The sequence below is a fragment of the Amylibacter sp. IMCC11727 genome (assembly GCF_029854195.1).
GTDB lineage: Bacteria > Pseudomonadota > Alphaproteobacteria > Rhodobacterales > Rhodobacteraceae > Amylibacter.
In genome coordinates this window covers 1,292,563-1,318,894 of sequence record NZ_CP122960.1, presented here as the reverse complement: position 1 = coordinate 1,318,894, position 26,332 = coordinate 1,292,563, and the positions used below count along the sequence as shown (strand labels likewise).

The 26,332-nt window shown below is 53.8% G+C and carries 27 protein-coding genes and 1 tRNA gene; 19 read left to right on the top strand and 9 right to left on the bottom strand.

Features of this window, described 5'->3' with window-relative positions:
* Positions 1-3: 3 nt before the first annotated feature.
* The 4 genes from QBD29_RS06780 to QBD29_RS06765 all read left to right on the top strand — a co-directional run bounded on the left by QBD29_RS06780 (position 4) and on the right by QBD29_RS06765 (position 4,011).
* Positions 4-1,686 carry a hypothetical protein gene (locus tag QBD29_RS06780; protein WP_280100538.1) on the top strand — a complete coding sequence of 561 codons (1,683 nt, stop codon included), beginning with the start codon at positions 4-6 and terminating at the stop codon, positions 1,684-1,686.
* Positions 1,683-2,246 (top strand): DUF3726 domain-containing protein, encoded by a 564-nt coding sequence (locus QBD29_RS06775; protein WP_280100537.1) that lies wholly within the window; start codon positions 1,683-1,685, stop codon positions 2,244-2,246. The genes QBD29_RS06780 and QBD29_RS06775 overlap by 4 nt, the downstream gene beginning before the upstream one ends.
* Positions 2,247-2,368: 122 nt before the next feature.
* Complete coding sequence (locus QBD29_RS06770) at positions 2,369-3,280, top strand: fatty acid desaturase (RefSeq protein WP_280100536.1); 912 nt, start codon at positions 2,369-2,371, stop codon at positions 3,278-3,280.
* Positions 3,277-4,011: a PhnD/SsuA/transferrin family substrate-binding protein gene (locus QBD29_RS06765; RefSeq protein ID WP_280100535.1), complete on the top strand. Its 735-nt coding sequence runs from the start codon at positions 3,277-3,279 to the stop codon at positions 4,009-4,011. The genes QBD29_RS06770 and QBD29_RS06765 overlap by 4 nt, the downstream gene beginning before the upstream one ends.
* A gap of 53 nt (positions 4,012-4,064) precedes the next feature.
* On the opposite strand, the gene QBD29_RS06760 is transcribed toward QBD29_RS06765, so the two are convergent.
* A complete protein-coding gene (locus tag QBD29_RS06760) occupies positions 4,065-4,547 on the bottom strand; it encodes a PaaI family thioesterase (RefSeq protein ID WP_280100534.1) in 483 nt (160 codons plus the stop codon).
* Positions 4,548-4,611: 64 nt separating this feature from the next.
* Positions 4,612-5,484: a methylenetetrahydrofolate reductase [NAD(P)H] gene (metF, locus tag QBD29_RS06755; protein ID WP_280100533.1), complete on the bottom strand. Its 873-nt coding sequence runs from the start codon at positions 5,482-5,484 to the stop codon at positions 4,612-4,614.
* Between the two features lie 107 nt (positions 5,485-5,591).
* Here metF and QBD29_RS06750 point away from each other — a divergent pair, with 107 nt between their 5' ends.
* Both QBD29_RS06750 and QBD29_RS06745 read left to right on the top strand, forming a co-directional pair.
* The gene (locus tag QBD29_RS06750) at positions 5,592-6,488 is read left to right on the top strand and encodes a LysR family transcriptional regulator (protein WP_280100532.1); all 897 of its coding nucleotides are present in this window, start codon (positions 5,592-5,594) and stop codon (positions 6,486-6,488) included.
* A 66-nt stretch (positions 6,489-6,554) separates the two neighbouring features.
* Positions 6,555-7,346, top strand: coding sequence for an inositol monophosphatase family protein (locus QBD29_RS06745; RefSeq protein ID WP_280100531.1), 792 nt, complete (start codon positions 6,555-6,557; stop codon positions 7,344-7,346).
* A gap of 126 nt (positions 7,347-7,472) precedes the next feature.
* Here QBD29_RS06745 and QBD29_RS06740 read toward each other — a convergent pair whose 3' ends face one another.
* Positions 7,473-8,213, bottom strand: a complete 741-nt coding sequence (locus QBD29_RS06740) for a folate-binding protein (protein WP_280100530.1) — start codon at positions 8,211-8,213, stop codon at positions 7,473-7,475.
* An 81-nt stretch (positions 8,214-8,294) separates the two neighbouring features.
* On the opposite strand from QBD29_RS06740, the gene QBD29_RS06735 reads away from it, so the two are divergent.
* Positions 8,295-8,969: a TIGR04283 family arsenosugar biosynthesis glycosyltransferase gene (locus QBD29_RS06735; RefSeq protein ID WP_280100529.1), complete on the top strand. Its 675-nt coding sequence runs from the start codon at positions 8,295-8,297 to the stop codon at positions 8,967-8,969.
* Between the two features lie 16 nt (positions 8,970-8,985).
* Here the strand turns inward: QBD29_RS06735 and QBD29_RS06730 are convergent, their stop codons facing one another.
* Positions 8,986-10,857, bottom strand: a complete 1,872-nt coding sequence (locus QBD29_RS06730) for an ABC transporter ATP-binding protein (protein ID WP_280100528.1) — start codon at positions 10,855-10,857, stop codon at positions 8,986-8,988.
* A gap of 151 nt (positions 10,858-11,008) precedes the next feature.
* Here QBD29_RS06730 and QBD29_RS06725 point away from each other — a divergent pair, with 151 nt between their 5' ends.
* Positions 11,009-12,205 carry an aminotransferase class V-fold PLP-dependent enzyme gene (locus QBD29_RS06725; protein WP_280100527.1) on the top strand — a complete coding sequence of 399 codons (1,197 nt, stop codon included), beginning with the start codon at positions 11,009-11,011 and terminating at the stop codon, positions 12,203-12,205.
* A 63-nt stretch (positions 12,206-12,268) separates the two neighbouring features.
* On the opposite strand, the gene QBD29_RS06720 is transcribed toward QBD29_RS06725, so the two are convergent.
* Positions 12,269-12,889 (bottom strand): peptidase, encoded by a 621-nt coding sequence (locus QBD29_RS06720; RefSeq protein WP_280100936.1) that lies wholly within the window; start codon positions 12,887-12,889, stop codon positions 12,269-12,271.
* 176 nt (positions 12,890-13,065) lie between these two features.
* On the opposite strand from QBD29_RS06720, the gene QBD29_RS06715 reads away from it, so the two are divergent.
* From QBD29_RS06715 to QBD29_RS06695, 5 genes are all read left to right on the top strand, one after another.
* Complete coding sequence (locus QBD29_RS06715) at positions 13,066-15,360, top strand: xanthine dehydrogenase family protein molybdopterin-binding subunit (protein ID WP_280100526.1); 2,295 nt, start codon at positions 13,066-13,068, stop codon at positions 15,358-15,360.
* Positions 15,357-16,457, top strand: coding sequence for a DUF2235 domain-containing protein (locus QBD29_RS06710; protein ID WP_280100525.1), 1,101 nt, complete (start codon positions 15,357-15,359; stop codon positions 16,455-16,457). Before QBD29_RS06715 ends, QBD29_RS06710 begins: the two co-directional genes overlap by 4 nt.
* Before the next feature lie 93 nt (positions 16,458-16,550).
* Positions 16,551-17,207, top strand: a complete 657-nt coding sequence (locus tag QBD29_RS06705; RefSeq protein WP_280100524.1) for a protein-L-isoaspartate O-methyltransferase — start codon at positions 16,551-16,553, stop codon at positions 17,205-17,207.
* 56 nt (positions 17,208-17,263) lie between these two features.
* Positions 17,264-18,658, top strand: coding sequence for a TolC family outer membrane protein (locus tag QBD29_RS06700; protein ID WP_280100523.1), 1,395 nt, complete (start codon positions 17,264-17,266; stop codon positions 18,656-18,658).
* A 69-nt stretch (positions 18,659-18,727) separates the two neighbouring features.
* Positions 18,728-19,756, top strand: a complete 1,029-nt coding sequence (locus tag QBD29_RS06695; RefSeq protein WP_280100522.1) for a hypothetical protein — start codon at positions 18,728-18,730, stop codon at positions 19,754-19,756.
* A 9-nt stretch (positions 19,757-19,765) separates the two neighbouring features.
* Here the strand turns inward: QBD29_RS06695 and QBD29_RS06690 are convergent, their stop codons facing one another.
* Positions 19,766-21,235: a cobyric acid synthase gene (locus QBD29_RS06690; RefSeq protein WP_280100521.1), complete on the bottom strand. Its 1,470-nt coding sequence runs from the start codon at positions 21,233-21,235 to the stop codon at positions 19,766-19,768.
* A 43-nt stretch (positions 21,236-21,278) separates the two neighbouring features.
* On the opposite strand from QBD29_RS06690, the gene QBD29_RS06685 reads away from it, so the two are divergent.
* Positions 21,279-21,860, top strand: coding sequence for a cobalamin biosynthesis protein CobQ (locus QBD29_RS06685; protein WP_280100520.1), 582 nt, complete (start codon positions 21,279-21,281; stop codon positions 21,858-21,860).
* A 111-nt stretch (positions 21,861-21,971) separates the two neighbouring features.
* Positions 21,972-22,045, top strand: a tRNA-Cys gene (locus QBD29_RS06680).
* An 86-nt stretch (positions 22,046-22,131) separates the two neighbouring features.
* On the opposite strand, the gene QBD29_RS06675 is transcribed toward QBD29_RS06680, so the two are convergent.
* The 3 genes from QBD29_RS06675 to QBD29_RS06665 are packed head-to-tail and all read right to left on the bottom strand — an operon-like array spanning position 22,132 to position 23,557.
* The gene (locus tag QBD29_RS06675; RefSeq protein ID WP_040180079.1) at positions 22,132-23,151 is read right to left on the bottom strand and encodes a tyrosine-type recombinase/integrase; all 1,020 of its coding nucleotides are present in this window, start codon (positions 23,149-23,151) and stop codon (positions 22,132-22,134) included.
* Positions 23,145-23,354: a hypothetical protein gene (locus QBD29_RS06670; RefSeq protein WP_040180081.1), complete on the bottom strand. Its 210-nt coding sequence runs from the start codon at positions 23,352-23,354 to the stop codon at positions 23,145-23,147. The genes QBD29_RS06675 and QBD29_RS06670 overlap by 7 nt, the downstream gene beginning before the upstream one ends.
* Positions 23,351-23,557, bottom strand: a complete 207-nt coding sequence (locus tag QBD29_RS06665; protein ID WP_040180084.1) for a hypothetical protein — start codon at positions 23,555-23,557, stop codon at positions 23,351-23,353. The genes QBD29_RS06670 and QBD29_RS06665 overlap by 4 nt, the downstream gene beginning before the upstream one ends.
* A gap of 108 nt (positions 23,558-23,665) precedes the next feature.
* On the opposite strand from QBD29_RS06665, the gene QBD29_RS06660 reads away from it, so the two are divergent.
* The 4 genes from QBD29_RS06660 to QBD29_RS06645 are packed head-to-tail and all read left to right on the top strand — an operon-like array spanning position 23,666 to position 26,330.
* Entirely contained in the window at positions 23,666-24,070 is a 405-nt protein-coding gene (locus QBD29_RS06660) for a helix-turn-helix transcriptional regulator (RefSeq protein WP_175304820.1), read from the top strand.
* Positions 24,071-24,085: 15 nt separating this feature from the next.
* Positions 24,086-24,358, top strand: a complete 273-nt coding sequence (locus tag QBD29_RS06655; protein WP_139044774.1) for a hypothetical protein — start codon at positions 24,086-24,088, stop codon at positions 24,356-24,358.
* A gap of 19 nt (positions 24,359-24,377) precedes the next feature.
* Positions 24,378-25,919 carry a hypothetical protein gene (locus tag QBD29_RS06650; protein WP_040180087.1) on the top strand — a complete coding sequence of 514 codons (1,542 nt, stop codon included), beginning with the start codon at positions 24,378-24,380 and terminating at the stop codon, positions 25,917-25,919.
* A gap of 33 nt (positions 25,920-25,952) precedes the next feature.
* Positions 25,953-26,330, top strand: a complete 378-nt coding sequence (locus tag QBD29_RS06645; RefSeq protein ID WP_040180088.1) for a hypothetical protein — start codon at positions 25,953-25,955, stop codon at positions 26,328-26,330.
* Positions 26,331-26,332 lie beyond the last annotated feature (2 nt).

Genomic DNA, 26,332 nt, shown 5'->3' with positions numbered 1-26,332 from the left:
CCTATGATGGAAGAAACCCACGTCCATAAAATTCCGCTGCGCCCTGCCTCCCAAGTGATGAAACTGTCGCGTATGGGATCGGCCCATGCGCATCGTCTGTCGTTCATGCGGATTTTGATGCGGCGTATGCAGCGCGAAAATTGGCGTGTTGAGCCCACAGAATTCAACATTGATGGCAACGGCGTGGGCCATGCAGTGTACACAGCGCACACTCCGACACGGGCTTACTCGTTAGTGGCCTTTGCCCATGATTTACCCGCAGAACTGCGTTCGGATCGCGTGATTGCGGAGGCATGGGACTGCACATTTACGCTGTTTGATGGCATTCCAACGGCAGATGATGTGCAAAGACTATCACAAAACGTACCTTTGCAAGAAGCGGGCCGTATTTCACAAAGCGAGCTATCCCTGAGCCGCGCCAACCGTTCTGTGCGCCTGTGGGCCCATGTGGTGGATCGCCTTGCAAACGGCGAACAGCCTGATGCACAGATGGTTAATGATGTGGGCTATTTGATGCGCACCACCGCCGTTTACGGGTCTGGTAAGTTTGGCGCGGCGGATCGCCAAGACATCGCGGATCGGCCCGAATTCACCGCGCCGTTTCAATCTGAAATGTTGTCGGTGTATTTGACGCGAACCTTCGTGATGGACCTTGTAGAGCATATGGCTCGCGCCAAAGGCGGCGATACAGCTGTTCCGATTGACCCTAATATGCGCAGACAATTTGGCATCGGCAACTCCACGGGCCTTGGCATGGCTCCGTTCATTTTAAACCACCCGATTTTGCTGAACAATTGGGTGGCCAGCAAAGAAGAAGCCCTGTCTCGTGTGCGCACACTGACGTCGTTCACGCAAGATGATCAAGCCCGCTTTGCTGATTTGGTGATACGCGCGGATTTGAATTGGCAGCTCTGGCATTCTGAACACCCGCTACAGATCGAAAAGCTCGCGGCGTTGCGCAGTGATTTGGATGCGCTGCACGGATTTCTGAATGCAGGTCCGATTGTGTCTTGGGACGCAATTTATTGTTGGGGTGAAGAAAACCTGTCCGAAGAGGGCTGCGAATTGGTGGTGTCGCTGCTGATCGAATGCCATCCCGAATTCGTCGATGAATTGTCTGATTGCATGTCCGCCGACGAATCCCTTGATTTCCGCATCAAAGGCGATGTGAAAGCAGGCGATGTGCTGGCACAGATCGAACAGATTTACGGCTGGGCGGACACGCTCGATTGGGACGAAAACAGCCACAACGCCCGCGTTTGGTACGTGTCTGAAGAAAAACTGGAGCCCCGTTTGGGCGAACGGTTCGAAGAAGACGACATCGCCGATTATGAGCAACCGCTCAGCCCGTTGCGCGATGTATTCCGCTTTGCTCAATGCCTTGAAAGCAAAGACAAAGACGTGACAATCGCCGAAATCCTACTGGCCTATCCTGAACATCGTCATGCGGCGCGGCGTGTGCAGATTGCGGCGAAATATCCCTATGCGGAGATTCGCGACAACACGATTTGCGCGAAAATGTTGCCCATTGATATGCTGCGGTTCAAACTGTCGTTTTTCGGGGCTAAACACTTTGATCCCCGTTCTGATCGCTGGGTTCGGATCAATATGTTTGCTGGCGCCCCCTACCCCCAAGATTTGGCCAATGCGGCCGATGACTGGTTCTATCCTGCGCTGCCATCATGATCCCGTCCTTAAGCGAAATCACCGCCACGGGGCGCAAAGCGGCCAAAGGTGCTGGTTACAGCTGGGGCTTGGCCGATGAAGCAGGCCGCGCCACGGCGTGGCTGTGGGACCACGGCATAGACAGCATCTCCGCGCTGGCTGATCTGCTCGATCACGGCGACCCAGACACCTGCCCGATCTATATTGGCACGCGGCTGTGTGATGCGCCATTTAACCGCGCCATCACATTTGAAACCGTGCAAAGCCCGATCCTGTTGCTGTCTTTTGCGGCGGAACTGGGCAAAATCACACAAAACACCATCCAACTGACCATCGGTACAGGCACGTATTTCGCCACAGCAGAAGCCATGTACTGCGACACGCCGTGCATGGATGGCCCTGTTGCCATGCTGCGCCACAAAGATGCCCCTATGGGAGATCGCCTGACCCCAGTTGACCGACGTGCGGCCCCGGCAGAGGCTTGGGCGCGGCTGGGTACGTGGGAGCATAAAACCTATGCTCCCGCGACCGAGGCATCCCGACTGGCAGGGGCTGGTGCGGGATTGTCGGACAACGATTAATCCCCGTTTCGTCCGCGTTTCGACAAGAAACGTCGCAAATTCGGTTGCTTCAATCGACATATTCGCGTTTTTTGAGCCCATGCAGGGCGACATTTCACCTGCCCGCATCATCGAAAGACACCATGAAACCCAACACTTTGCGAATTGAATGGCCAACGCTTGCCTTGATTGTGGCAACTTATGGCATGTGGTTTGCGACTGGTATGTTTGTGTTCCCTTTGTCTGCCACGCTCGCCCTCTTTGGCATGGCGGTGCTGAACGCGCTGCATTCCTCATTGGTGCATGAGGTGATCCACGGCCACCCCACCCGAAACGCGCGCCTGAATGCTGCGCTGGTGTTTATGAATGTCGGGTTGATTTGGCCGTTTCATCGTTATCGTAAAATGCACCTTAACCATCACGCTGATGATCGCCTGACGGATCCGTTTGACGATCCCGAAAGCTATTATCGTGCGCTTTATGTCTATGAGTCCTTTCCGCGCTGGTTCAAAGGACTGCTGGGCTTGTCAAACACCTTAGTTGGACGACTGATCTTAGGGCCGATTATGTCAACGGTGGCGCTGATATTGGGCGATAGCCGGGCCATGTTGCGCGGTGACTTTGCTGTCATTCGCGCATGGATTTTACACCTGATCGGGCTTGTACCCGTGATCTTTTGCGTCGTGTATGTGTTTGAAATTCCGCTTTGGCTTTATCTTGTGACCGCCTGTTACGGTGGCGCGGCGATCATTTCCTTGCGCACATTTGCCGAACACCAGTGGCATGAAACCCCCGAAGGGCGCACCCTGATTGTAGAACGCTCGCCCCTAAGCTTTCTTTTTCTGAACAACAACTTACACTTGGTTCACCACCAAAACCCAACGGCCCCATGGTATGATCTTCCACGTTTGTACGCGCAGGATCGCGAACGCTGGTTGGCGCTCAATCACGGGTATGTTTTCCCCAATTACTGGAAATTGTTCCAATCCTATGCTCTAATTGCCAAAGAACCTGTCGCCCATCCGGCTTGGCATCGGAGTAAGGAGACCGAGTGACCCGCTACCGCGCTGCATTGCCCATGTATGACCTGCCCGAAATACGGGAGGACACAGATACGCTGTGGCATGCGATCCTTGATGGGTTGCGCAAACGCGGGGCAGACCCGTTGGTGGATTTCCACCGCCCCACTACAGAAGAAGAGACAGATGCGCTGTTGCGGCATCCACGCCTGATGTTTTCCCAAACCTGCTGGGGGCCGATATCCTGTGGTGTGGCCCCTGACTTGCATATTTTGGCGCAACCTGATTTTTCGGCCTATACTGGGGGGATGGGTCCGCTTTATCGCTCTGCCATTATTGCTACGGGGCGCGGGACAAATGTGATTCCCCCGCGTGACGGAGCCCCAACCCTGCCCCTTGACGCGATGGTCGGCAAGCGGCTGGCGTTTAACGATCGGGTGTCTTTGTCTGGATATCTGAGCATCACCGCTGATGTGACCGCACAAACCGGGGAGCGCAAAGCGTTTTATGGCAAGGGGCTGCATTCTGGCAGCCACCGTCATTCCGTACAGATGGTGGCAGATGGCGAAGCCGACATCGCGGCCATTGATTGCCGCACATGGGATTTGGTGCAACGGTTTGATGAAGCTGCAAAAAATGTACGCGTCATCGGCTGGACCCAAGCGCGCAAAGGCCTGCCTTATGTGTGCAGTCCAACATTGGACGACACGCTAAAATCCATGCTCACAGAAACGCTGATTGATCTAGGGGCGTTTCCTGCGGATTGATGCACTGTCCGTATCTTCTTTTGGCTAAAAATATCCAAATTCCAAAAACCGCGTCACACGACGCGCATGCAGGTTGTCGAAGCCGTGGCATATAATTTACCATCTTTCAGACCACGCATTTCGGCATCTGCCACACCTGTGGATCGCCCCACATGCCCTGCCACGCTCACGGCTTCAACCTCCATGCCTTCGGGCACGGGGCGCACGATATTTACCTTGTATTCCAAGGTTGTATAGCTTTGGCCCTTGCCGATTTTCGACATGATGGCGCAAGCCATAACACTGTCGAGGATCGCGCCGTACCAGCCGCCGTGGGTGGTTCCCATCGGATTGGCGGATTCAAATTTTGGGATACCGCGAAACACCGCGCGGCCCTCTTCGATGCTTTCCAGTCGGAAATTCATCAGGCCCGCGATGGGGGGTGCGGCCACTTCGCCTGTGAGGGTTTTTTGCAGGTATTCCAATCCTGTCCAATTTGCCACGTCTTCGGGCTTTGGGAAGTCCGCAGGGGATTTGGCAGGTTTTAGATCACGCATGAGTTGGCTCCGGCATTTTGGTCTTTGCCAGAGCCTACGGCCAAGCGCCCTTATCCTTCAAGGATCAAGCGGTGGCTTGCAGAGCCAAATGACGCGGCGTTCTGCCAAGGGCGCGACACACATCTGCGCTGAGTGTTGGATCGTTAAGCGTGTAAAAATGCAGCCCCGTCACCCCTTCGCGCAGCAGGTCGTCACACAATTCTGTGCAAAGAGCCGTTGCGAACAGGCGTTCGGTATCCGCAGCCTTGGCATGACGAAAGCCTTCTTCCAACCAAGATGGGATTGGGATGGCGCAGCCTTTCGCAAACTTACGGGCTTTGGCCCAATTTTCGATAGGCAGAACGCCAGGCACAATCGGTTGGTGAATGCCTGCCGCCGCGCATTTATCGCGAAAGCGCAGGAAATCCTCTGACTCAAAGAAAAATTGTGTGATGGCGCGATCCGCCCCAGCATCGAATTTGGCCTTTAGATGATCCACATCTGCTGTGTCAGACCCTGCATCTGGGTGGCGATTGGGATAAGCCGCGACCGTGATGTCAAAATCTCCAAGAGATTTGAGCGCCGCGATCAGGTCAACCGAACCTGCAAATCCATCCGCATGAGGGGAAAACTGGCCATTTGGGCCCGTTCCATCACCGCGCAGTGCAACGATGCGCCGAATGCCTTTGGCCGCATAGGCCCGTGCCACGGACAGGGTTTCGTCTGTGCTGGCATTCACACAAGTCAGGTGCCCTGCCACAGGCACACCGTAGTTTTTTGCGATCACACCCGCCGCAGAACAGGTCAGATCCCGTGTGGAGCCGCCCGCACCATATGTGATGGACATGAAATCGGGGGAAAATACCTGCAAGGTTTCTACCGCTGCCCACAGACGAAAGCTGGCGTCCAAAGACTTGGGTGGGAAAAATTCAAAGGATAAATCGAAGTCACGGGGCATGGCGGGTCTCTTTCATGGTTTGCCCTGTCCAAGGACACCAGAAATATGATTGAATCAAATTCATAATTCTAATAATAAATACGCGAACCATTCATATTGAGCCCATCATGTATCTTGAATTTCGCCATCTGCGCTCCATCCGCGCCATTCACGAGCAAGGCGGCCTAGCCCGCGCGGCCGAGGTTTTGAATGTTACGCAATCCGCCCTATCCCATCAGATTAAAGCCTTGGAAGAACAGGTCGGGATGGAGCTGTTCTTGCGCCGGTCAAAGCCGCTGAAACTGTCCAAAGCAGGGCATAAGCTGTTGAAACTCGCAGAAAAAGTGCTGCCCCAAATTGACGCCTTAGAAGATGACTTTGCCGATCTGATTGCAGGCAAAGCAGGCCGCATGCACATTGCCATTGAATGTCACGCGTGTTTTGAATGGCTGTTTCCCGTGCTTGAAGAATTTCGCAAAACCTGGCCCAATGTGGATGTGGATATTCGCCCAGGGCTTGCGTTTGATGCCTTGCCCGCTTTGCAGCGTGAAGAGGTGGATTTGGTGATTTCCGCCGATCCCGAAGATTTGGACGGGGTCGAATTTATCCCGCTGTTGGATTACGCACCCACATTTGTCTGCGCCCGAAACCATCCGCTGGCAGAGAAATCCTTTGTTGAGGCGGAAGATTTTCGCGATGAGGCGCTGATCACGTACCCCGTTGATAAAACACGCCTTGATGTGTTTACCGAGCTGCTGACCCCTGCCCGCGTGGAACCCAAATCCTTGCGCCAGGTTGAATTGACCGCAGTTATCATGCTGCTTGTTGCCTCTGGCCGTGGGGTGGCAGTTTTGCCAGATTGGGTGATTGCAGAGGAAAAATACGGGCATGATTTTGTGGCCAAACCGCTGACGCCGAATGGGTTAACGCGGCGGTTGTATGCGGCGATCCGATCCAGTGAGGTGGACAACGGCTATATGCGCGATTTTGTGATGATCACGCGCGACAGACAGGCCAACGATTAAAATTTGCTTGGCATCCTGCACGCAGCGGCATAAAGAGCAGCCAACCCCAGCTACAGGACTGCTCCCATGTCGCAAATGTCTGCAAATATTAATATTATGATCAAAGCCGCGCGTCGCGCTGGCCGCTCTTTGATGCGCGACTTTGGCGAGGTGGAAAACCTGCAAGTCAGCACCAAGGGTCCTGGTGATTTCGTGTCCAAAGCGGACCTGAAAGCCGAAGAGATTCTGAAAGAAGAGCTGATGGAAGCCCGCCCGAATTACGGCTGGTTGGCAGAAGAAAGCAAAGAGATTGCTGGGGATGACCCCACACGGCGCTGGATCGTGGATCCGCTGGATGGGACAACCAACTTTTTGCACGGCCTGCCCCATTGGGCGATTTCCATTGCGCTGGAGCACAAAGGCGAAATCGTTGCCGCCGTGGTGTTTAACCCTGCAGGGGAAGAATTGTTTGCCGCTGAAAAAGGCGCTGGTGCGTGGATGAACGATCGTCGTCTGCGGGTGTCTGGCCGCCGCGACATGATTCAGATGATTTTTGCAACGGGCTTGCCGTTTGCGGGACGGTCTGATCTGCCAGAAACACTGGCAGATTTGGCCCGTATCCTGCCCGGTTGTGCGGGTGTGCGCCGTTGGGGTGCAGCATCGCTCGATCTGGCGTATACGGCTGCGGGTCGGTACGACGGGTTTTGGGAGCGCAACCTGAAACCTTGGGATATGGCTGCTGGTTTGTTGTTGGTAAAAGAGGCCGGTGGCCTGATCGACAGTATGGAAAAGGGTAGCAACCCGATTGATGACGGCACTGTTATTGCCGCCAACGAACAGGTTTTTGATCGCTTCTGCAAACTGGTCCGCAACGACTAAGCCGTTTAGATTTAGCTGAAATTTTGAATAAGTGTCGCAGTCGCTGCACGGCGTCCCCGTGTCATAAATCTTAACAATTCCCTAACGTCGACACGTCCAAATAGACGTGTCGACGTTAGGGTTTGGTTAGTCTTTGGACCAGGTGATTGCGGCCCTCCCTGCGCGCATCTCACCGTTTGCCCGATCAAACCGCAGATAGGCGATGCCCTGACCGTTCGCCTGTGTGAACAGTGTGCCCGCCACTTTGTCATTGGCCATAATCTCTGTTCCCACGTCCGCAGAACCGTCCACATCAACACGCACCAGTCCCTTGCGCAGTTCAGTTTTGTGTTTCATGCGCGCCGTTACCTCTTGGCCCACATAACAGCCTTTGCGAAAATCAACACCGTTCAACCGTTCAAACCCACATTCCAGAATGAACGATCCATCCGCAATAAGTTCCACACCCGTTTCGGGGATACAGTGCGCCACGCGAATGGCATCCCAATCCACGTTATCCCCTTGCTGGGCCACATCTGCAAACATGCGCCACCCGAGCGCAGCGTGGCGTGGGTCCGCCAGAGCACCATCAGGTGCCGCCCCTAAACCGCGATGCACATGCAAGCCGCTGTCTTCGATGGTTACATCCGCACGCAGTTTGTACATAGTCAGTCGCTGTGCCAGCGCTTGCGCCCGTGCCGCCGCAACATCCAGCAGAATGGCATCCCCGTCAGTGGCCAAAAAGAAATCAAACAGATACTTGCCTTGCGGCGTTAAAATCGCTGCATAAACAAGCCCGTCTTTCAGCCCTGACAGATCATTTGTGACCAAATCGTTTAGAAATTTATGGGTATCGGACCCAGACAACCGTAAAACCGTGCGTTCCATTTTGCCGCCTTATACTCTTGCTCGCCCTTGGGCGTTTGATCCGATATGTAGACCTTGAACCCATCAAAGGCCAGCGCCCCAATGCCCGCACCGTTAACTGTTATTCTGCCCACGCTGAACGCGGCCCCGATGCTCGGGCCAACGCTTGCGAGCCTGTATCACGGGGTGGATGCTGGTTTGATCGGGGAGCTGGTGTTTGCCGATGGAGGATCAACGGACGACACGGCGCAGATCGCGGATGATGTTGGGGCGCGTTTGGTGGACAGTGATCCAGGGCGTGGGACGCAGCTGGCCACTGCGGCGCGCAGTGTGAAAACGCCGTGGATGCTGATTGTACATGCTGACACGGAGTTATCCGCGGATTGGCCGCGCGTGGTGCGCCACCACATTACAACATCGCAAAAGGCTGGGTATTTTCAGCTGGCCTTTGACAGCCCATCGCCGGCGGCCAAGCGCACGGCGGGTTGGGCCAATTTGCGCTCGCGCCTGTTTGGGCTGCCATATGGGGATCAGGGTTTGCTGATTTCGACCTCGCTTTACGGCTCCGTTGGGGGCTACCCAGATATCCCGTTGATGGAAGATGTGGCCTTGGTGCGCAAATTACGCCGCCAGTTGGTGCAACTGCCTGCGACAGCCACAACAAGCGCCGCGAAATATGAACAGGACGGATACCTGAAACGTGGCAGTAAGAACCTGCTGACGCTGGGCAAATATCTGCTGGGGGCGTCCCCCGAAACCCTTGCAAAGAAATACTAGGGCCTGTGAACAATTCCTAAAGCGGATCTGTCGGGTTGCCAAACCCCATGAAACGCCCGAACATTTCCATCAATCCACGCCGCCGATTTGAGCCTGCAAAGGATCGCGCCCGCTGGCCATCTCTATTTTCGGCTTTCATGTCGAATTGCAGGTTATAAAGCTCGGTGTATATGCCGCCGCGCGCCAGCAATTCTTCGTGCGTGCCTTGGTCAATAATGCGCCCGTGATCCATCACCACAATCTGATCTGCATCCATAATCGTGGCCAAGCGGTGCGCAATCACCAGTGTTGTGCGATCCTTGGACAGTGTATCGAGTGCTGTTCGAATGGCGGCTTCGGATTGGGCATCAAGAGCGGATGTTGGCTCGTCGAGCATCAGGATCGGCGCATCGCGCAAAATCGCGCGCGCAATGGACAGGCGTTGGCGTTCCCCCCCTGAAAAGCTGGCTTTCGTTGGGTCGATGTGTGTTTCATAGCCTTTGGGCAGCGCGGTAATGAACTCATCCGCTGCGGCGGCCTTGGCGGCGGCGATGCAGGCGTCTTTGTTAGCCCCTTCGCGGCCAAAACCGATGTTTTCCAGAACCGTGCCTGTCAGCAGAACGCTGTCTTGGGATACCACCGAAATTTGATCGCGCAGGGATGACAGCGTGTGCTGGGTGATATCGCGGCCATCAATGCTGATCTGCCCTTGCGTGGCGTCAAACAAACGCGGCAGCAGGTTGAAAATCGTGGATTTCCCCGCGCCAGAGCGCCCGACAAAAGCATATGTTTTGCCCGCTTTGATGTTCAGATTGATATCATGCAGGGCTGCATATCCATCAGGATAAACAAAGCTGACGTTTTTGAATGCGATATCCCCTTTAGGACGCGCGCCATTTTCATAAACGAAGTCCCCATCGGAAATGTCATTTTCGGCATCATAAAGCGCATAAACCCGTTCAAGCGCCGCCATCCCTTGCAGACCAACAGCATAGGCGCCACCAAGTTTACGCGCAGGGTTTGTCGCCACGCCGAGCGCCGTGATCAGGCCAATAAACCCAGCCAGTTCAATGGCCCCTGATTGCAAACGCCACGCCACAAGGAACAACAAAACGGCAATCGCGACCCCTGCCAGAACTTCGATCATCGGGGTAATCAGCGCCTGCCATTTCACCAAAGACACGCGCAAACCATAAAGTTTATCAAACACTCCGTTTGATGATCCTTTAAGCCATTCTTCGAGCTGATACGTCCGCACCATCCGAATGCCAGACAGGCCTTCATTCACGTTTTCGGTCATATGGGCGATTTCGCCCTGCGTTTCTGCAGCAATTCGGCGAATGCGCGCGCCTGCGATTCCAATGGGGCCAAATGCCAGTGCAAAGACCAACACCAACCCAATGGCCATGGCCCAATCAATAGAGAGCATCACCACAATTGCGGCGATCAAGGTCAAAACATCGCGCACCGAGCCAAACACAAGGATCGAGGCTTGGCGCACCAGTTCGATATCTGCAGAAAAACGAGCAGCCAAAGCAGCGGGGGCTTCGGCCAAAAGATGGGCCAAATCCATGTAAACCAGCCGATCGAACATATGCTTTTGCATCTCGGCTTGAACACGACTCAGCACACGATTTTGCACCACTTGTTGCAAATAGTGCCCCAGTCCTTTGGTAAAGGTCAGCGCGATAATGCCAACGGGCCCCCACCATGTGACAGTGAAATTTTCTGTTTCCAGAGCGGCGATGACCCATTCCATAAATTTGGCATAGCCAGCGGTGGCAAAGGCCACAATCACCATAAAAAACAGGGCCAAAAGCATCGCAGGCCAATATGGAGCGAGCCAATCACGCCACAATCGGCCATAGGCCTGACGGGCGTTCAAACGTGGTGTTTCAGATGCGCTCATTAAAGCCTTCTAAAATGACAGCCGCAGGGCCAGTGGGGCCGACCTTGTACCATGTTGCGCCCCCCTGTCTATGATAACCTGAAATTGCTTTTGACCTTCTTGACGTGCGGGTCTAGGTCTTGGGCATCGAATTCTCATGAAAGTGTGCCACATGTCGCTGAAATTTGGTCGCGAACAGCTCTCCATTCCTGGCCCTTCGGTCATGCCAGAACGGGTGATGGCCGCAATGCACCGCCCATCCCCCAACATTTATGAAGGCGAGTTGATCGACCTGACGCACAGCCTGTTTCCTGATCTGAAAACTGTGGCACAAACCAAACATAACGCTGCAATTTACATTTCAAACGGGCATGGCGCGTGGGAAGCCGCGATTGCCAACACCTGTTCCAAAGGCGATACGATTTTGGTTCTGGTCACAGGCCGCTTTGGCGAAGGCTGGGGAGAAATGGCCAATGGCATGGGTGTTGAAACCCAAATTCTGGATTTTGGCACGACCTCGGATGCGGACCCCGCCGCTGTGACCAAAGCTTTGCAAGAAGATACAAACCACAAGATTAAAGCCGTCTTTACCGTGCAAACAGATACGTCCACGTCGGTGCAGAACGACATTCCCGCATTGCGCAAAGCCATCGATGCGGCGGACCACCCTGCCCTGTTTTTGGTAGATTGCATCGCCTCTTTGGGCTGTGATCGGTTTGAAATGGATGCCTGGGGCGTCGATGTGATGGTGACGGGCTGTCAAAAAGGGCTCATGACCCCTGCGGGCATGTCATTTGTGTTTTTCAACGACAAGGCCGCCGCCGCGCAGGCCCAAGCGGATTTAAAAACGCCCTATTGGGATTGGCATCCCCGCGCCAATCCCCAAGCCTATTACCAGCATTTCTGCGGCACAGCCCCGACCCATCATCTGTATGGACTGCGCGAGGCGCTGAATATCCTTGTGCATGAAGAAGGAATCGAGGCCGCGTGGGCACGCCATTTAACCATGTCCCGTGCGGTTTGGGCCGCAGTTGAGGCATGGGGATGTTTGGAATTGAACATTAAAGACCCTGCTAAACGATCCCAAGCGGTGACAACGGTGTTGTCGCAGAATGACGAATGCGGGCGTTTGCGTGAATGGTGCGAACATCAGGCTGGGCTAACGCTGGGGATCGGGTTGGGTTTGGCAGAACCTGGGCAGCCTGGTTGGAACAATGCCATGCGCATTGGGCATATGGGGCATTTAAACCCTGTGATGCTAATGGGAGCCCTTGGCACAATTGATGCAGGGCTTAAAGCGATGAACATCCAGCATGGGTCTGGTGCGCTTGACGCGGCGAGCGCTGAGATTGCGCGTCATTTTTTGTGAGCTAAGGATCCTGCCGGAAGTTTGGGAGCCTCCGGCGGGGATATTTTTGGATAAAAGAAGGTGCTAGGCCGCGCGCTCTGCCGCGCGTTTTGCATCTGTTAACGGCTGTGCTGCCGCGCTCATGACCGCAGGATCATAGGGATCGCGGGCAAAAACTTCGCGCACCATATCGCGAAAGAAATCGAGCGGCAGTGTGTCGTATTCGGGATCAAAACTGGATTGATCCCAACGTTCGCAAAATTCGGCGCAATCGTTGAAAAAGCGGTGGCCTTTGTGGCGGTCGCGTTTGTGTTGGTCGCCGCCTTCGATTTTATCCCCATAATAAATCATCTGGAAATCCCCGTGGGTTTCCACCACCCAGCGGCATTGTTCACGCACGAAAGGTTTAAGGATCGTGGCGGCATATTCATCGTGGTTATAGGGCGCAAAGATATCCCCGATGTCGTGCAGCAACGCGGAAACGATCCAGTCGATATCCGCACCATCGCGCCACGCGCGGGTGGCGGATTGAACGGAATGGCCAAGACGGGTGATTTTATACCCAGAGAGGCCTTCGTCCAAATGCTCTAGCGCGTGCAGCAGCCGATCTGCCGTGCCTTTGGTGTATTCCGTTTCATGTTCCGTCAGGAATTCGTAATCTTCCTTGGTGCCGTCTTTCATGGCGGTAAAGCTGACGTGGTCCATCATTTGTCCTTCGTTTAGAGCTATTACCCTGCCCAATCTGAGCCAGTCTGTCGAACCAAAACCGACCCTAATTTGTTCGTTTTTTGCGTATTACACGGGAAATTGCGTGGCGTTTGATCTGGACCTCTGCTCAGATTGCAATACCCTAGCGGAAAGCTCAGTGTTTAGGACGCAACATGAATATCCCCGCTGCAAAATTTGGAATTTCACAACCTGCTGCCCGTGTTGAAGATGTGCGATTGGTGACAGGCCATGGGCGCTATACCGACGATATCGCACCAGAAGGCGCGTTGCATATGTATGTGGTACGTAGCCAAGTAGCCCATGCGGACATCACGAGCATTGATGTGGACGAAGCAAAGGCCGCCGATGGGGTGCATGCGGTTTACACGGCGGCAGATTTTGAAGGGGTCATGGACAACAAAATGTCAGGCATCCCTGTGGAAAATCGCGATGGAACGACAGCGCCCATTCCACATCGCCCAGTTTTGGCCAGCAATCGGGTGCGCTTTGTGGGCGAAGCCGTGGCCATGGTGGTGGCCGAAACCCTGCAACAGGCCCGCGATGCGGCGGAATTGATCTGGGTAGACTACGATGATCTTCCCACAACGATGGACCTGGCGTTTGGCGGCGAAGAATTACACCCTGAAGCGCCCAATAACCTTGCCTATGACTGGGGGTTCGGGGATGAGACGGCCACGGATGCGGTGTTTGAATCAGCGGCGCATACGGTCAGTCTTGATATCGTCCATAACCGCGTGATTTGCAATTCGATGGAACCGCGCACCTGTTATGCAGAGGCCGAGGGCGATAAGCTGCATTTGTGTTTTTCGGGCCAAGGGGTTTGGGGGCTGAAACGCACCATCGCTGGCGCGTTTAAGGTGGATGCAGAGAATGTGCGTGTGACCAACCCTGATGTGGGCGGTGGGTTTGGCATGAAGGTGCATGCCTACCCTGAATATATGATGGCGGTTTTCGCGGCCAAAATACTCGGCCAGCCAGTGCGCTGGAACCCGGACCGATCCGAAGCAATGCTGTCTGACAACGCCTGTCGCGATTTGACCACGCTCGCCGAAGGCGCGTTTGATGCGGATCACAAGCTGATTGCCATTCGGATCAATTCCATTTCAAACCTAGGCGCCTATTCCAGTGGGTTTGGGCAAAACATCCAATCCACCTTGGCCCAAAAGGTGTTTCCAGGGGTTTACGATGTGCAGCAGGGTTTTTTCGGGGTCAAAGGTGTTTATACCAACACGACCCCCGTCGATGCTTATCGCGGTGCGGGGCGGCCCGAAGCGATTTATGTGATTGAACGGCTGATGGATCATGCCGCACGTCAGTTTGGGATGGATCAATCCCAGTTGCGGCGCAAGAATTTCATCCGCGCCGATCAGATGCCCTACACCTCGCTTGCAGGGGAACTGTATGACACGGGAGATTTTGACAAAGTATTGACCCGTGCAGAAGCCGAAGCGGATATCGCTGGGTTTGATGCCCGCAAAGCCGAAAGCGCCAAGAACGGGAAAATCCGTGGATTGGGGCTGTGCTTTTATATCGAATCCATCCTTGGCGCGCCGCAGGAAACCACACGGATTGAATTTGCGGGCGATGAAGTAATGAACCTGTATGTGGGGACACAATCAAACGGCCAAGGGCATGAAACCGCATACACCCAATTGGTGTGCGAAAAGACGGGTTGGGATCCCGCGAAAGTGAACATCATTCAAGGGGACAGCGATGCCATTCCTGTTGGGGGTGGCACGGGGGGATCGCGGTCTGTGACCATGCAGGGCAATTCCATTTTCAAGACCTCTGATTTGGTGATTGATACACTGAAACCGCTGGCCAGTCACGCGTTGGAAGTGAGCGCCGATGACATGGATTTTGCAAATGGCGCGTTTAACATTGTTGGGACGGATCGCAGAATTACCCTGCCTCAAGTGGTTGAAAAGGCGCGTGAAAAGGGCATGGATGATCTGCTCGACCATTCCGTTGAATACGATCTGCCCGGGCGCAGTTACCCCAATGGGGCGCATTACTGCGAGGTGGAAATCGACGAACAGACAGGCCACACGCAGGTGGTGAAATATACTGTGGTCGATGACTTTGGTCTGCTGATTAACCCGTTGCTGGCCGAAGGGCAGGTGCATGGCGGTGTGGTCCAAGGCATTGGCCAAGCCATCACAGAACACACGGTTTACGATGAAATGGGCCAACTGCTGACGGGCAGCTTCATGGATTACGGCATGCCCCGCGCCAGCGATGTTCCGATGATGGATTTTCATGCAGAGCTGATTCCGTCTACGGCCAATGAAATTGGCATGAAAGGCTGTGGCGAGGCAGGAACGGTTGGTGCGCTTGCTGCGGTGATGAACGCCGTGCAGGATGCGGTTTGGGACAAGGGCATTCATCACGTGGACATGCCAGTGACGCCGTTACGGATGTGGACATGGCTGCAAGAGGCTAAATGAGTAGCGACCGCCAATCCCTATGGCGGCGCTTTACCGCGCGGCTAAAATCCTCCCTTTCGCGGGTGGATCGGGATCGCCCGCCCCCGGATCACAGCCGCCCACCGCGGGCCCATATTCTGATCATCGACGGCACACAAAGTCGCCTGAGCGAAAACGAAGAAACCAACGCAGGGATTTTGTACAAACTGCTGCGCGAGGTGCATCGGCCCGAAGACGGCACGCTGTGGTACCATCCTGGCATTCAAGGGCATGGGTTTTGGAACTGGGTCACGATTGCCTCGGGCTGGGGCATCAATCAGGTGATCTTTGACGGTTATGCCCAACTGGCCGAGAATTATAACCCCGGCGACAAGATTTATCTGTTTGGTTTTTCCCGTGGGGCTTATGCGGTGCGCTCCATTTCTGGAATGATTGGCACGGTGGGTCTGTTGCGCTGTCACAATGCCACCAAGGACAAACTGCAATTTGCGTTCCAGCTTTATGAATCGCAGGCCAGTCCTGCGGCGCGAAGTACGTTTCGATCTATCCATTGTCACGACACAACGACCATCGAAATGATTGGGGTGTGGGACACGGTCAAAGCACTTGGCCTGCCCTATCCGATCCTGACCTATCTGGCCCCTATGGCAACAGAGTTTCATTCCACCAATATCTCAGAGCCTGTGAAATCTGGATATCAGGCATTGGCGCTCGACGAAGATCGCACGGCCTATCGCCCTGTGTTGTGGGATGTGGACCCTGGCTGGCAGGGGCATTTGGAACAAGTCTGGTTCACAGGGGCCCATGCCGATATCGGCGGGCATGTCTGGAAATACCCCGCATCGCGCAAATTATCCAACATTCCATTGATTTGGATGGGGGAAAACGCCGAAAAACATGGGCTGCGCCTGCCTAAAGGATGGCAATCGCGGTTCCCAACAGATGCAAGCGCACCGATGGTGGGATCGCGCGCAGGTATTGGAAAATTCTTTTTGCTGCGCACCCAACGCAAGCAGGGCGAAAAACCGTTTGAATACATGCATTCCAGCACAGGCAGTGCGATCCCATTGTCCGCACCCGCGACGGAAACCACACAGTCATCCGTATCACCCCTATAAACGCGGCAATTTGCGGCCTATGGCGTTGCAGCGCAGCGTGCATTATGGCAGAGAAGTACAAACTGCTTACAAACATGATTCAAAGGTCCTGCTATGATGGATTTTTCCGCAGCACGCACAACAATGGTTGATTGTCAGGTTCGCCCGTCAGACGTGACCAAATACCCAATTATCGATGCGCTTTTGACCGTTCCACGCGAAGAATTTGTGCCAGCGGCCAAACGATCTGTCGCCTACATGGGCGAGCATATCGCGCTGGATCGCTCACGCGTGATTCTGGATGCTCGTACATTTGCCAAAATGCTCGATGCTGTGAACATCCAACCTGATGAACTGGTTCTCGATCTGGGTTGTGGGTACGGATATTCATCCGCGGTGATGGCAAAAATGGCCGAAGCCGTGGTTGGTGTTGAACCTGACGAGGCGATGGCCAACGAAGCCGCTGAATTGTTGGCTGCGAACGGTGCGGACAACGCCATGGTCGTTCATGGTGAACTGGCCAAAGGAGCGGCGAAACACGGCCCTTATTGCGTGATTGTGTTGCAAGGGGCCGCTGAAACGATCCCAGCTGCCATTTTAGACCAGCTTAAGGTTGGCGGGCGTATCGTGGCCATTCGTCAAACAGGCGGTATGGGCCAATGCAAAATCGGCCTGAAACGCGAAAACGGAATGGACTGGCGCGGTGCGTTTTCTGCTGCAGCACCCACACTGCCAGGGTTTGAAAAAGAAGCTGAATTCACATTTGGCTAATCGGACGTGGCGTTCATACGGATGCCACACCAATCACAGTTCTTGGGGACACGCGGATGATTAGATTTCTAAAGACCACGGGCGCTGCCATTGCATTTGCTGCCCTGTCCCTGCCCGCAGCTGCCACCACTTTGGCAGACGCGCTGGTGCTCGCCTATCAGACCAACCCGCAGATTTTGGCGCAGCAATATGCCCTGCGTGCCACGGATGAAAGCGTGATTGCAGCGCGATCTGCGCTTTTGCCCACACTGACACAAACGATCCAAGTGAGACGCGCCGCACAGTTAAACAGGCTAAGCGCGTTTCGTGATCCAAGTGGTCAATGGACCCATAACACACGGTTGACCATTCAACTGTTCGATGGCGGCGCAGATCGCCTGAACATCGAAGCCGCCCGCATGAGTGTGCTGGCCGCACGTCAAGCGTTGTTGCAGGTGGAACAGGCCGTTTTGCTGTCGACCGTTCAATCCTTTTTGGATGTTCGCCGGGACCAGCAATTTGTGCGACTGGCCCAAAACAACGTGCGGGTTTTGCGTGAGCAGGTGCGTGCCGCCAAAGACCGTTTCGAAGTGGGCGAAGTGACCCGTACCGATGTGTCTCAGGCCGAAGCAAGGCTGGCTGCCGCCTTGTCACAGTTGGAAACCAATCGTGGCAATTTAGCCCGTTCCGAAAACGCTTACACGGCGGTTGTGGGTGTGCCACCACGCAACCTTCGCAATCCGCCTGCTGCGCCAAAGCTGCCCAATACATTGGAAAAGGCCGAAGCGGTTGCCATCAAAAAACACCCCCGCGTGATGCAAGCGCAGTTTAACGCGAAGGCGGCTGAACTGACTGCTAAATCCACGTTTAAAAACCGCGATCCGCAAATTAACGGTCAGGTGGATTACACATTTGGCAGCGACTTTAGCAGAAACGGTTTGACCACCGATGATGTGACGGCCTCTATCACAGGCACAATCAACATCTATCAAGGCGGGCGTTTGGACAGTGACCGCCGCCGCGATGTGGCGTTGTACCAACAGGCTCTGACGAACGTGCAGCAATCTGGCTATATCACCCGCCAAGGTTTGCGCGATGCTTGGGTGGGTTGGAAAACCGCCAGTGCGTCGATTAAATCCAACCGTGAACAGGTCCGTGCCGCGCAAGTTGCCTTTGAAGGGGTAACGGAAGAGGCCAAGTTGGGCGCACGGACAACGCTTGACGCTTTGGACGCGGAACAAGAACTGCTGTCTGCGCGATCCCAATTGGTGAACGCCATTCGCGATCAATATGTGGCACAGTATCAGGTCCTTTCTGAAATGGGTTTGTTGACCGCGCAGCACCTGAATTTGGGTGTGCCAATCTATAACCCAGACGTTAACGCCCGCGCGGTAACCAATAAGCAATTGGGCATTCTGGGCGAGAAGCGCATAAAACTTTTCGACAAGCTGAAAAAAAGAAAAGGCGACTGATCTTTTAGAACAGTTGCCCGAAGATGCGATTCTGAGTAAACTCCGCGCTGAGGCAATAGGAGTGGACAAATGTCCGAAACAGGCAGAAAAATGGACGTCGAGGACGTCTTGTCATCCATTCGTCGGTTGGTGTCAGAAGAAGCGAGAACAGCTTCAGACGCGGAAACTGCGGGTGAAAACACCGATCAAACAGACCCAAGTTTGTTGCAACAGAGCAACGACATGGAGCGCGATAAGCTGGTCCTGACCCCCTCTTTGCGGGTCCCAGAAACCGAAGAACCTTCCTCCGCTGCGGCGGAATTGGAACAACGGATCGCCGATATCGAATCTCTTGTCATGTCCGAAGCCGTCGAAGACGCGCAATCCAACGTGGCACAAAATGTAGATGTGCAAGACATAGAAGACATTCCATCTGACGCAGGGCAAGAGTCCGCGTTTTTCGCAGAGATGGTGGAAGACGTTGCCCAAGATGAATCCGAAGACGTTAGCACCGATGCCACATCTGAAATGATGTCCGCCCTGCACTTGTCTATGAAAGACTTCGCGCGTGCTGAGCCGCCATTAACCGCAAACTTGTCCGCCGCGCCATCTGTGGATGACACCGTTGATGCGGCCGAAGATGTCGTAGAAGCCGAGGTTGAAGCCACATTGGACGCGGTTGCAGAGGATATTTCTTTTCCAAGCGACAGCCCCTTTGAGGCCGACTTGGACGACGTTCCGCCAGAGCCAGAATTCATGAAAGCGGTGCAAGCCGTGGATGCCGTTGAAGCCAGCCTTGAAGACGAAATCGAGGCGGACGACACCGAAGTTGAAGCAGAGGACATCGTACGCGACACCATCGTGAACCGCGAGCCGCCGCTGCGCGCACCAGAACCCGAGCCCGAGCCCACGCCTTCTATGGGGACGGCGGCTTATGAAGAGCCGCTTGATTACACCGAAGACGACACATTCCTAGACGAAGAAACCCTTCGTGAAATGGTGTCGGATATGGTGCGGTCTGAGTTGCAGGGTGAACTGGGCGATCGGATCACACGCAATGTGCGCAAACTGGTGCGCCGCGAGATTCACCGCGCCCTAGCATCGCGCGACTTTGAATAAAGTTTAAGGTTAAGCCGCTGGCGGCGGGGCAACTTCTGCCGCCAGCGCCCAAATCATTTCCACATCCAAATGCTCTTCGATGTGGTCCGCCAACGCGTCGAGCGTTTCATCAATCAGATCGTCAAACACCAAGTCGCTCGGCTCTACCCCCAGCCGTGACAGATAGGCACTGCGAAACGCATCTGATGCAAAGACGCCGTGGACGTAACAGCCTTGCACAAGGCCGTTCTTGCTTGTTGCGCCTTCATCCACGCCTTCGATCTGCAACCACGGACGCAGGCAATCTGGACCCTGTGTGCGGCCAATATGGATTTCATAGCCTTCCACAGCTGCGCCTGACGCTAATTCCACACCGTCCACTTCGGTTAGGGTCTTTTGCGGTGTCATGGTGGTTTCCACCTCTAACAGCCCCAGCCCTTGGACCTGCCCCGCTGGGCCCTCGATGCCTTCAGGGTCTTTGATCACAGAGCCAAGCATTTGATACCCGCCGCAAATTCCCAACACGGGTTTGCCCCGCTCCACATGGCTTAGGATATCCGCATCCCAGCCCTGCGCGCTTAGAAATGCCAGATCGCCAATGGTGGATTTGCTGCCTGGGATCAGGATCAACCCTGCATCCGCAGGAATGCGTTCGCCCGGTTGCACCATCACAACGCTGACACCAGGTTCCAGCTTTAACGGGTCAAGATCATCAAAGTTTGCAATGCGCGACAGCCGTGGCACGGCGATTTTAAACGCACCATTGCCCCCGCCCCCCAAGTCTGTCGCATCCTCGGCTGGCAGTTTCCCAGCATCCGCGAACCACGGCAAAACGCCGAGCGCATGCCAGCCTGTATGTTCCACTGCGACCTGCAAACCTTCGTCAAACAGGCTGACATCGCCGCGAAATTTGTTGATCAAAAACCCTTTGATCAGCGCATCATCTTCGGGTTCCATCAGCACATGCGTTCCCACCAATTGGGCCAGCACCCCGCCCCGATCAATATCCCCCGTGAGCAAAACAGGAATTTCTGCGGCCCGTGCGAACCCCATATTCGCGATGTCCCCTTCACGCAGGTTCACTTCGGCGGGGCTGCCTGCCCCTTCGACCAGAACAATATCGCAATGCGCCGCGAGGCGGTGAAAACTGTCCAGCACCTTGGGCATCAGTGTGGATTTCATTTTGCCGTATTCACGTGCCTTTACCGTGGCGACGCGATTGCCCTGCACCACCACCTGCGCCCCAGTTTCGGTTTCAGGTTTCAGCAAAACGGGGTTCATATCTGTGTGGGCCTGCACGTTACACGCCCGTGCCTGCAAGGCCTGTGCGCGGCCAATTTCGCCCCCATCCGCCGTCACAGCGGCATTGTTGCTCATGTTTTGGGGTTTAAATGGCAGCACCTTAAGGCCGCGGCGCACAAAAGCGCGGCACAGCCCAGCAACAATCATGGATTTCCCAACGTTTGATCCAGCACCTTGGATCATAATGGACTTCGCCATCCCACACCCTATACTCAATTGCACCCAGCAGGCGCATACCCCGATGAACACACCAACTCACCTGATACTGGCCGCCGCGCTCTTTGCCAAGCCGATGCAACGCAAAGTGACAACGGCTGCCCTCATCGGTGGGTTTATACCAGATTTTTCCCTTTATTTTATGTTCTTTTGGCACAGGTTTGTTCTAAATACGTCAACAAATGAGATTTTTCGCGACCTGTATTATTCGGACTATTGGCAGAAGGTTTTTGCCATCGACAATTCCTTTGTTGTTTGGGGTGTTTTGCTCGGTTTTGCGCTTTGGCTGAAAAACAACTGGATGATTGCCCTAACGGGGGCCGCATTTATCCATCTGCTATGTGATTTTCCCCTGCATGTGGATGATGCACGCGCCCATTTCTGGCCCTTTACCATGTGGAAATTCGAAAGCCCTGTGAGCTATTGGGACCCGAACCACCACGGCGATATCTTTTCAGTTATCGAAATATTGCTGGTCTGTGTTTTGCTCGGCGTCTTGTGGCGGCGCTTTCCAACACCGTTCCCCCGCGCCGTTTTGATGAGCGCAGCCTTATTGACCATCGCGCCATTTGTGGTGTTCAACCTGATCATGGGCTTTGGCAGTTAAGGCATGTCAACGACCCACTGGTCCGCGTCCATAGCGCTTTTCAAACCCCAAGCCTAACTTCCCCTTGCCACCCCTTTTTGCCATTGCTATAGCCAAACCACACCATACGGCGGCGAGTTGGCGGAGTGGTGACGCAGCGGATTGCAAATCCGTGTACACCGGTTCGATTCCGGTACTCGCCTCCAATAAAATCAATGTGTTATGGATTTTTCTGCTCATTGGGTATCACCTCTAGTATCAGTTTCACGTTCTGTGCCTGTTCTGTTCGGGGTCATTTGCGCTTTGCTGCCGCCTGACGCGCTCGCATGATTTGCCGCGCTTCGCCTGCATATTTGATGATCATGGCTTTGGATGTATGGCCGCTGAAGCTGGCAATCTCGTCGTCGGTGCAGCCAGCCCACGCCAGTTCCATCACACCCCGATAGCGCAACGCGTGTTGATCAAAGTCCATCAGGCCCAGCCGCTTACGCTCTCGCACCATTACCCGCGCCATCGCGTGATAATCCATCGCAGAACCATCTGCGCGCGTCAGGATGTGCCGTGAAGGATGCGGGGCGAATCCCAGCTCGGCCTTCGCCTGATCCAAGGCTTTCTTCAACGCCTCAGTGCACGGCAACAACAAAGGTTTGCCGGTTTTGTTCTGGCGCAGCTTCAGAGTTTCGCCATCATAATCGCCCCACTGGAAATCCACCCAATCACCGGGGCGCTGCACACTGCCCACGCCAATCTCGAAAATCAGAAGAGGCAGTGGCTTCCCTTCCTCCCGCATCTTCTCCACCGCCCAATCGGCCCAAGGGATATGCGGCTTTTTGCGCGCCTTCGGAACTTTGAGCGGTTCGATATCAATCGCGGGATTGTCCCTGCGCCACCGTTTGCGGATCGCCAGCTTGGACAACATGCTGATCGCGGTCGGGATGTAATTCGCGAACCGAACCCGGTGCCGGTTCTTTTCCATCGCATCGTAAATATCAGCTTGTGTCAGACGAGCTACGTCCGCCTTGCCAATTTTCTCGGTCAAATATTCAAAAACAGGTTCCAAATCCTTGCGATACCGGGGCGAGAAGCCTGCCCATTTGTCGGTTTCGCGCATAGCGGCAATCAGTGCGGTCCATGAGGTTTTCACCTCCGCCCTCTTGCCACTCACGATTTCCCAATACTGGTGGTCAAAATCGGCGGTGCCTTCCTCCGCCGTGATGCGCCCAAGATAGATCATCTTGCCGTTGACGCATTTGCGCACATACCAGCGACCGGACGAATGCCGCCACAGGTATTTCTTGCGCCGGATCACCATTCAATTGATCCCTGAACTTCACCAACCTCACCATTTGAGATCTGCTTCAACGTATCTGTGTCCCAACGCACGACGCCGGGGGCGATTTCATACCCTTTCGGCAAATACCCTTCATCCACCAAATATCTGAACTGCTTTGCCCCCAGATCCAGCAGGCGCGCGGCGGTGGTTTCACTGGCCATGAGCGGGGTCTTCGGCCTCATGATCCCGCCCCCTTTACCTGCGCCTTGACCGTAAACTGCGCAATATACCTCTCCCACGCACCGTTCGGGATCTTGGGGTTACGTTTGCCGGGGGCGGTGAAAATATGATCCAGCATATCCTCGCGGATCAGATACCGAATGTTGGTGACAGGCAGCCCGACACGCTCGGCCAGTTCTTTGGGTGTTTCGAGAGTTTTGGTCACAATTCACCTTTTTGTTGTGTTTCAGGAAGCAGCTCTGCAAAGTGAACAAAAGAAAACAAATCGCAGCAAAGTGAAATTATTTTCACCAATAATGAACGGAATCACCTGTTGTCAACAGAATTGTCAGGAATAGGCCTGCGGTTGCGCGAGGTTCGCAAGGCAAATGACCTTACACAGCAGGTCATGGCCGCAGCCATCGAGGTGACAGATAGGACCTATAAAAACTATGAGCAGGAAAAGCGTGACCTGCCCGCAGCCGCAGCCATTACGATCTGTGATTCATTTAACGTAAGCTTGGAATGGCTTCTCGCTGGACGTGGGAAGGTCAAAAAAGGCGACAGCCCGGATCTTGCTGAAAGAGCGTCATATGCCGTGCTTGCAGAGGACAGCGAGAGGGGGACGAACCTTCCGATTGAAAAGCTGTCCAAGATCATCGGTTATGTCGCTGACCAAGCAGCGCAAACCGGAGAGCCAGAAACGGATCTGGCAAAAAAATATTTCGATACCTTATGAATTGCGAGAACGAATATGACAGACGTCAATTATAACAGCCAGGAATCGGAACTCGACCTATGTGATCGGGAGATTTTCCAATTCGCCCGCAGACTTGCCATTGCCGGTGGTGTCTCATTGATCGTTGGCGCAACGGGTTTAATCGCGACTTCTGGCCAAACAACATGGGATGTTTCGCGCTCCCTTTACTTGCTTTTGGTTGCAGCAGGTCCGATCGGAATTTTGATCGGGCATCGTTTAGTGCGAACACTCATGAAGCATCGCCACAAAGAGCTTAGAATTTTTTGACAAACCGATAAGAAACAAAATGGACAACCAAACACAAAGTATTCTTGAGAATGCCTTTCATATTTTGAAAGCTAACTACACATCATCACACCCAGAAGTCACAGACTTAGCTGACGATGCCGAGTTTGAAGAAACATTTTCTTTGCCGCAAATTCAGCGCGCCCAGCAAAATCTTCTGGCACCTCTTGCCAGGCTGGAAATGGAGATTTCTTGGTTGCCGGAGCTGAGCGATGAGCAGATATCAAGTATCACCGCCCTGATGGTTTCGGGGGATTATTCCAATCTGTTTGGCGCGACAGAACATCTTCCCGAACTTGCCAAAAGCAACATTCTTTCTCACCTCACTCAGTTCTCCAGAGGGAGCAATGATGTCTTTCACAAGTTGATCAAAACATGGGAGGAAGTTGATATTTCCGAAACGCTCGATTTCCTCAATGAAAATCGCTCAAAGGCGGGCTTTCCGAATATAGACACAGCCCAACTTGAAGGGGCCTTGCGGCGGTTAATGACCATGCAGGCCAAAACCGCTGCTATTGGCGTGTGGGCCCTAGAAAAGCCCGGCGAAACCATGGATCAGATTGTTGAGTATGAGGTCAATCGAGACCCATCAAGCCCATTTCTAGCGCAGTTTGTTCGGCAATATGATCTATTGAGCGAACCGGATTTGGCAACGCTCAACAATCAAATTGACGACGTCATAAAAAGTGCTGAACAAGAGGGCGCTAATCTAAACATTATTGTCGATGCAGCTTCTGAACTTCTGGTCAAATGGGATGAAATAAATCAACCTGTCCAAGTTTATGAACAACAACAAGGGCATGAAGAAGGGCGCTCGAAGAGAGTATATGAAAAGCTCCGGCAGCTCTGCCTAACCTTGGCAAACGAACGTGGCGAGTATGATCACGCAAAGCGCTTATCCGCAGCGCTACTGCACACATTTCCAGAGCTTGAATCCGTAGCCGAAGTTTTGCGAGGCGATGTTGCACAGTTGGAAACACTGGTTGAGCAAAAACAGCAAAGCGAACAATTGGAGCCTTTGGTCGCGGCCTGTGAAGCGGCTAAAAGTCAACTGCCTAAAGTAAAACGAGATCTTGCAAAAAGCAGCTTTTCCACGGCACGGCGGGGGCCTGTTACTGATATCTATTCCGCGCTTGTTTCAGCTACATCACAACCGGGTGATCACACTGTTGCGTTCCTCATTATCAGAGACTTAGCGCTGTTCATAAACAACGAACGTAACGACCCAGAAACAGCATTTGGAATTATCAATGGCCTGATACATTTCACACGTGCTGCACCGTCTGCCGAAGTTCGGGAAAAGCTTGACGAAGAACGCGCTGTTTTGCATCGCAACTGGAAAATGGAAGAGCTTGAAAGAAACAGGGGAAACGTTTCTGGGATGTCGCGAGTCGTCGATGAAATGCTTGTATACGCAAGGGGTAATGACAAGCTGGAGCTGGTCCAACTTAAGGAAAAGATCACTCAGAAGAAAAATGAGAAAATTGGATATTGGGTCGTCATTGGCGGCATCATCCTGCTTTTGATAATTTTTGGTGGGTAATTTTGAATCTCCAAAACGCAAATTGGAAAAATCATGAGTGATGAACTGGATTTTGAACACAAAATGGAAGCTGTATCACAGCTTTGCGTCGACTACTGGAAATTGACGAAAACAACCCTCAAAGCTGTTGAAGCAATGCCAGAAAAAGAGGCGCGCAGGCTGCGTGCTCAGTTGACCTTTTCCGACCGGCAGCTTTCCCTTCTGAGTAACCAGCTCGGGGTCAAAGTTGTCGATTTCGATGGCGAAGCGTTTCATGATGGGATCGCCGCTTCTGCTGACAATGCTGGCGACTACGCTGATGACGTTGAGTTGATCGTTTCCAAAACGATCGAACCCGCGATTTTGGCAGACATGAAAATAATCAGGTTGGGTCGTATTCTCGTCCAGCCCGTAAAAAATGAAAAGGAATGAAA

What these genes read in the sequence shown, in the direction of transcription:
- QBD29_RS06650 (WP_040180087.1), top strand. Translation starts at nt 24,378, where the DNA reads ATGGACAACCAAACACAAAGTATTCTTGAGAATGCCTTTCATATTTTG.
- QBD29_RS06670 (WP_040180081.1), bottom strand. Translation starts at nt 23,354, where the DNA reads ATGAGGCCGAAGACCCCGCTCATGGCCAGTGAAACCACCGCCGCGCGC.
- QBD29_RS06775 (WP_280100537.1), top strand. Translation starts at nt 1,683, where the DNA reads ATGATCCCGTCCTTAAGCGAAATCACCGCCACGGGGCGCAAAGCGGCC.
- QBD29_RS06780 (WP_280100538.1), top strand. Translation starts at nt 4, where the DNA reads ATGATGGAAGAAACCCACGTCCATAAAATTCCGCTGCGCCCTGCCTCC.
- QBD29_RS06740 (WP_280100530.1), bottom strand. Translation starts at nt 8,213, where the DNA reads ATGGAACGCACGGTTTTACGGTTGTCTGGGTCCGATACCCATAAATTT.
- QBD29_RS06685 (WP_280100520.1), top strand. Translation starts at nt 21,279, where the DNA reads ATGAACACACCAACTCACCTGATACTGGCCGCCGCGCTCTTTGCCAAG.
- QBD29_RS06715 (WP_280100526.1), top strand. Translation starts at nt 13,066, where the DNA reads ATGAATATCCCCGCTGCAAAATTTGGAATTTCACAACCTGCTGCCCGT.
- QBD29_RS06655 (WP_139044774.1), top strand. Translation starts at nt 24,086, where the DNA reads ATGACAGACGTCAATTATAACAGCCAGGAATCGGAACTCGACCTATGT.
- QBD29_RS06720 (WP_280100936.1), bottom strand. Translation starts at nt 12,889, where the DNA reads ATGGACCACGTCAGCTTTACCGCCATGAAAGACGGCACCAAGGAAGAT.
- QBD29_RS06705 (WP_280100524.1), top strand. Translation starts at nt 16,551, where the DNA reads ATGATGGATTTTTCCGCAGCACGCACAACAATGGTTGATTGTCAGGTT.
- QBD29_RS06750 (WP_280100532.1), top strand. Translation starts at nt 5,592, where the DNA reads ATGTATCTTGAATTTCGCCATCTGCGCTCCATCCGCGCCATTCACGAG.
- QBD29_RS06675 (WP_040180079.1), bottom strand. Translation starts at nt 23,151, where the DNA reads ATGGTGATCCGGCGCAAGAAATACCTGTGGCGGCATTCGTCCGGTCGC.
- QBD29_RS06725 (WP_280100527.1), top strand. Translation starts at nt 11,009, where the DNA reads ATGTCGCTGAAATTTGGTCGCGAACAGCTCTCCATTCCTGGCCCTTCG.
- QBD29_RS06700 (WP_280100523.1), top strand. Translation starts at nt 17,264, where the DNA reads ATGATTAGATTTCTAAAGACCACGGGCGCTGCCATTGCATTTGCTGCC.
- metF (WP_280100533.1), bottom strand. Translation starts at nt 5,484, where the DNA reads ATGCCCCGTGACTTCGATTTATCCTTTGAATTTTTCCCACCCAAGTCT.
- QBD29_RS06710 (WP_280100525.1), top strand. Translation starts at nt 15,357, where the DNA reads ATGAGTAGCGACCGCCAATCCCTATGGCGGCGCTTTACCGCGCGGCTA.
- QBD29_RS06760 (WP_280100534.1), bottom strand. Translation starts at nt 4,547, where the DNA reads ATGCGTGATCTAAAACCTGCCAAATCCCCTGCGGACTTCCCAAAGCCC.
- QBD29_RS06730 (WP_280100528.1), bottom strand. Translation starts at nt 10,857, where the DNA reads ATGAGCGCATCTGAAACACCACGTTTGAACGCCCGTCAGGCCTATGGC.
- QBD29_RS06645 (WP_040180088.1), top strand. Translation starts at nt 25,953, where the DNA reads ATGAGTGATGAACTGGATTTTGAACACAAAATGGAAGCTGTATCACAG.
- QBD29_RS06745 (WP_280100531.1), top strand. Translation starts at nt 6,555, where the DNA reads ATGTCGCAAATGTCTGCAAATATTAATATTATGATCAAAGCCGCGCGT.
- QBD29_RS06690 (WP_280100521.1), bottom strand. Translation starts at nt 21,235, where the DNA reads ATGGCGAAGTCCATTATGATCCAAGGTGCTGGATCAAACGTTGGGAAA.
- QBD29_RS06770 (WP_280100536.1), top strand. Translation starts at nt 2,369, where the DNA reads ATGAAACCCAACACTTTGCGAATTGAATGGCCAACGCTTGCCTTGATT.
- QBD29_RS06695 (WP_280100522.1), top strand. Translation starts at nt 18,728, where the DNA reads ATGTCCGAAACAGGCAGAAAAATGGACGTCGAGGACGTCTTGTCATCC.
- QBD29_RS06735 (WP_280100529.1), top strand. Translation starts at nt 8,295, where the DNA reads ATGCCCGCACCGTTAACTGTTATTCTGCCCACGCTGAACGCGGCCCCG.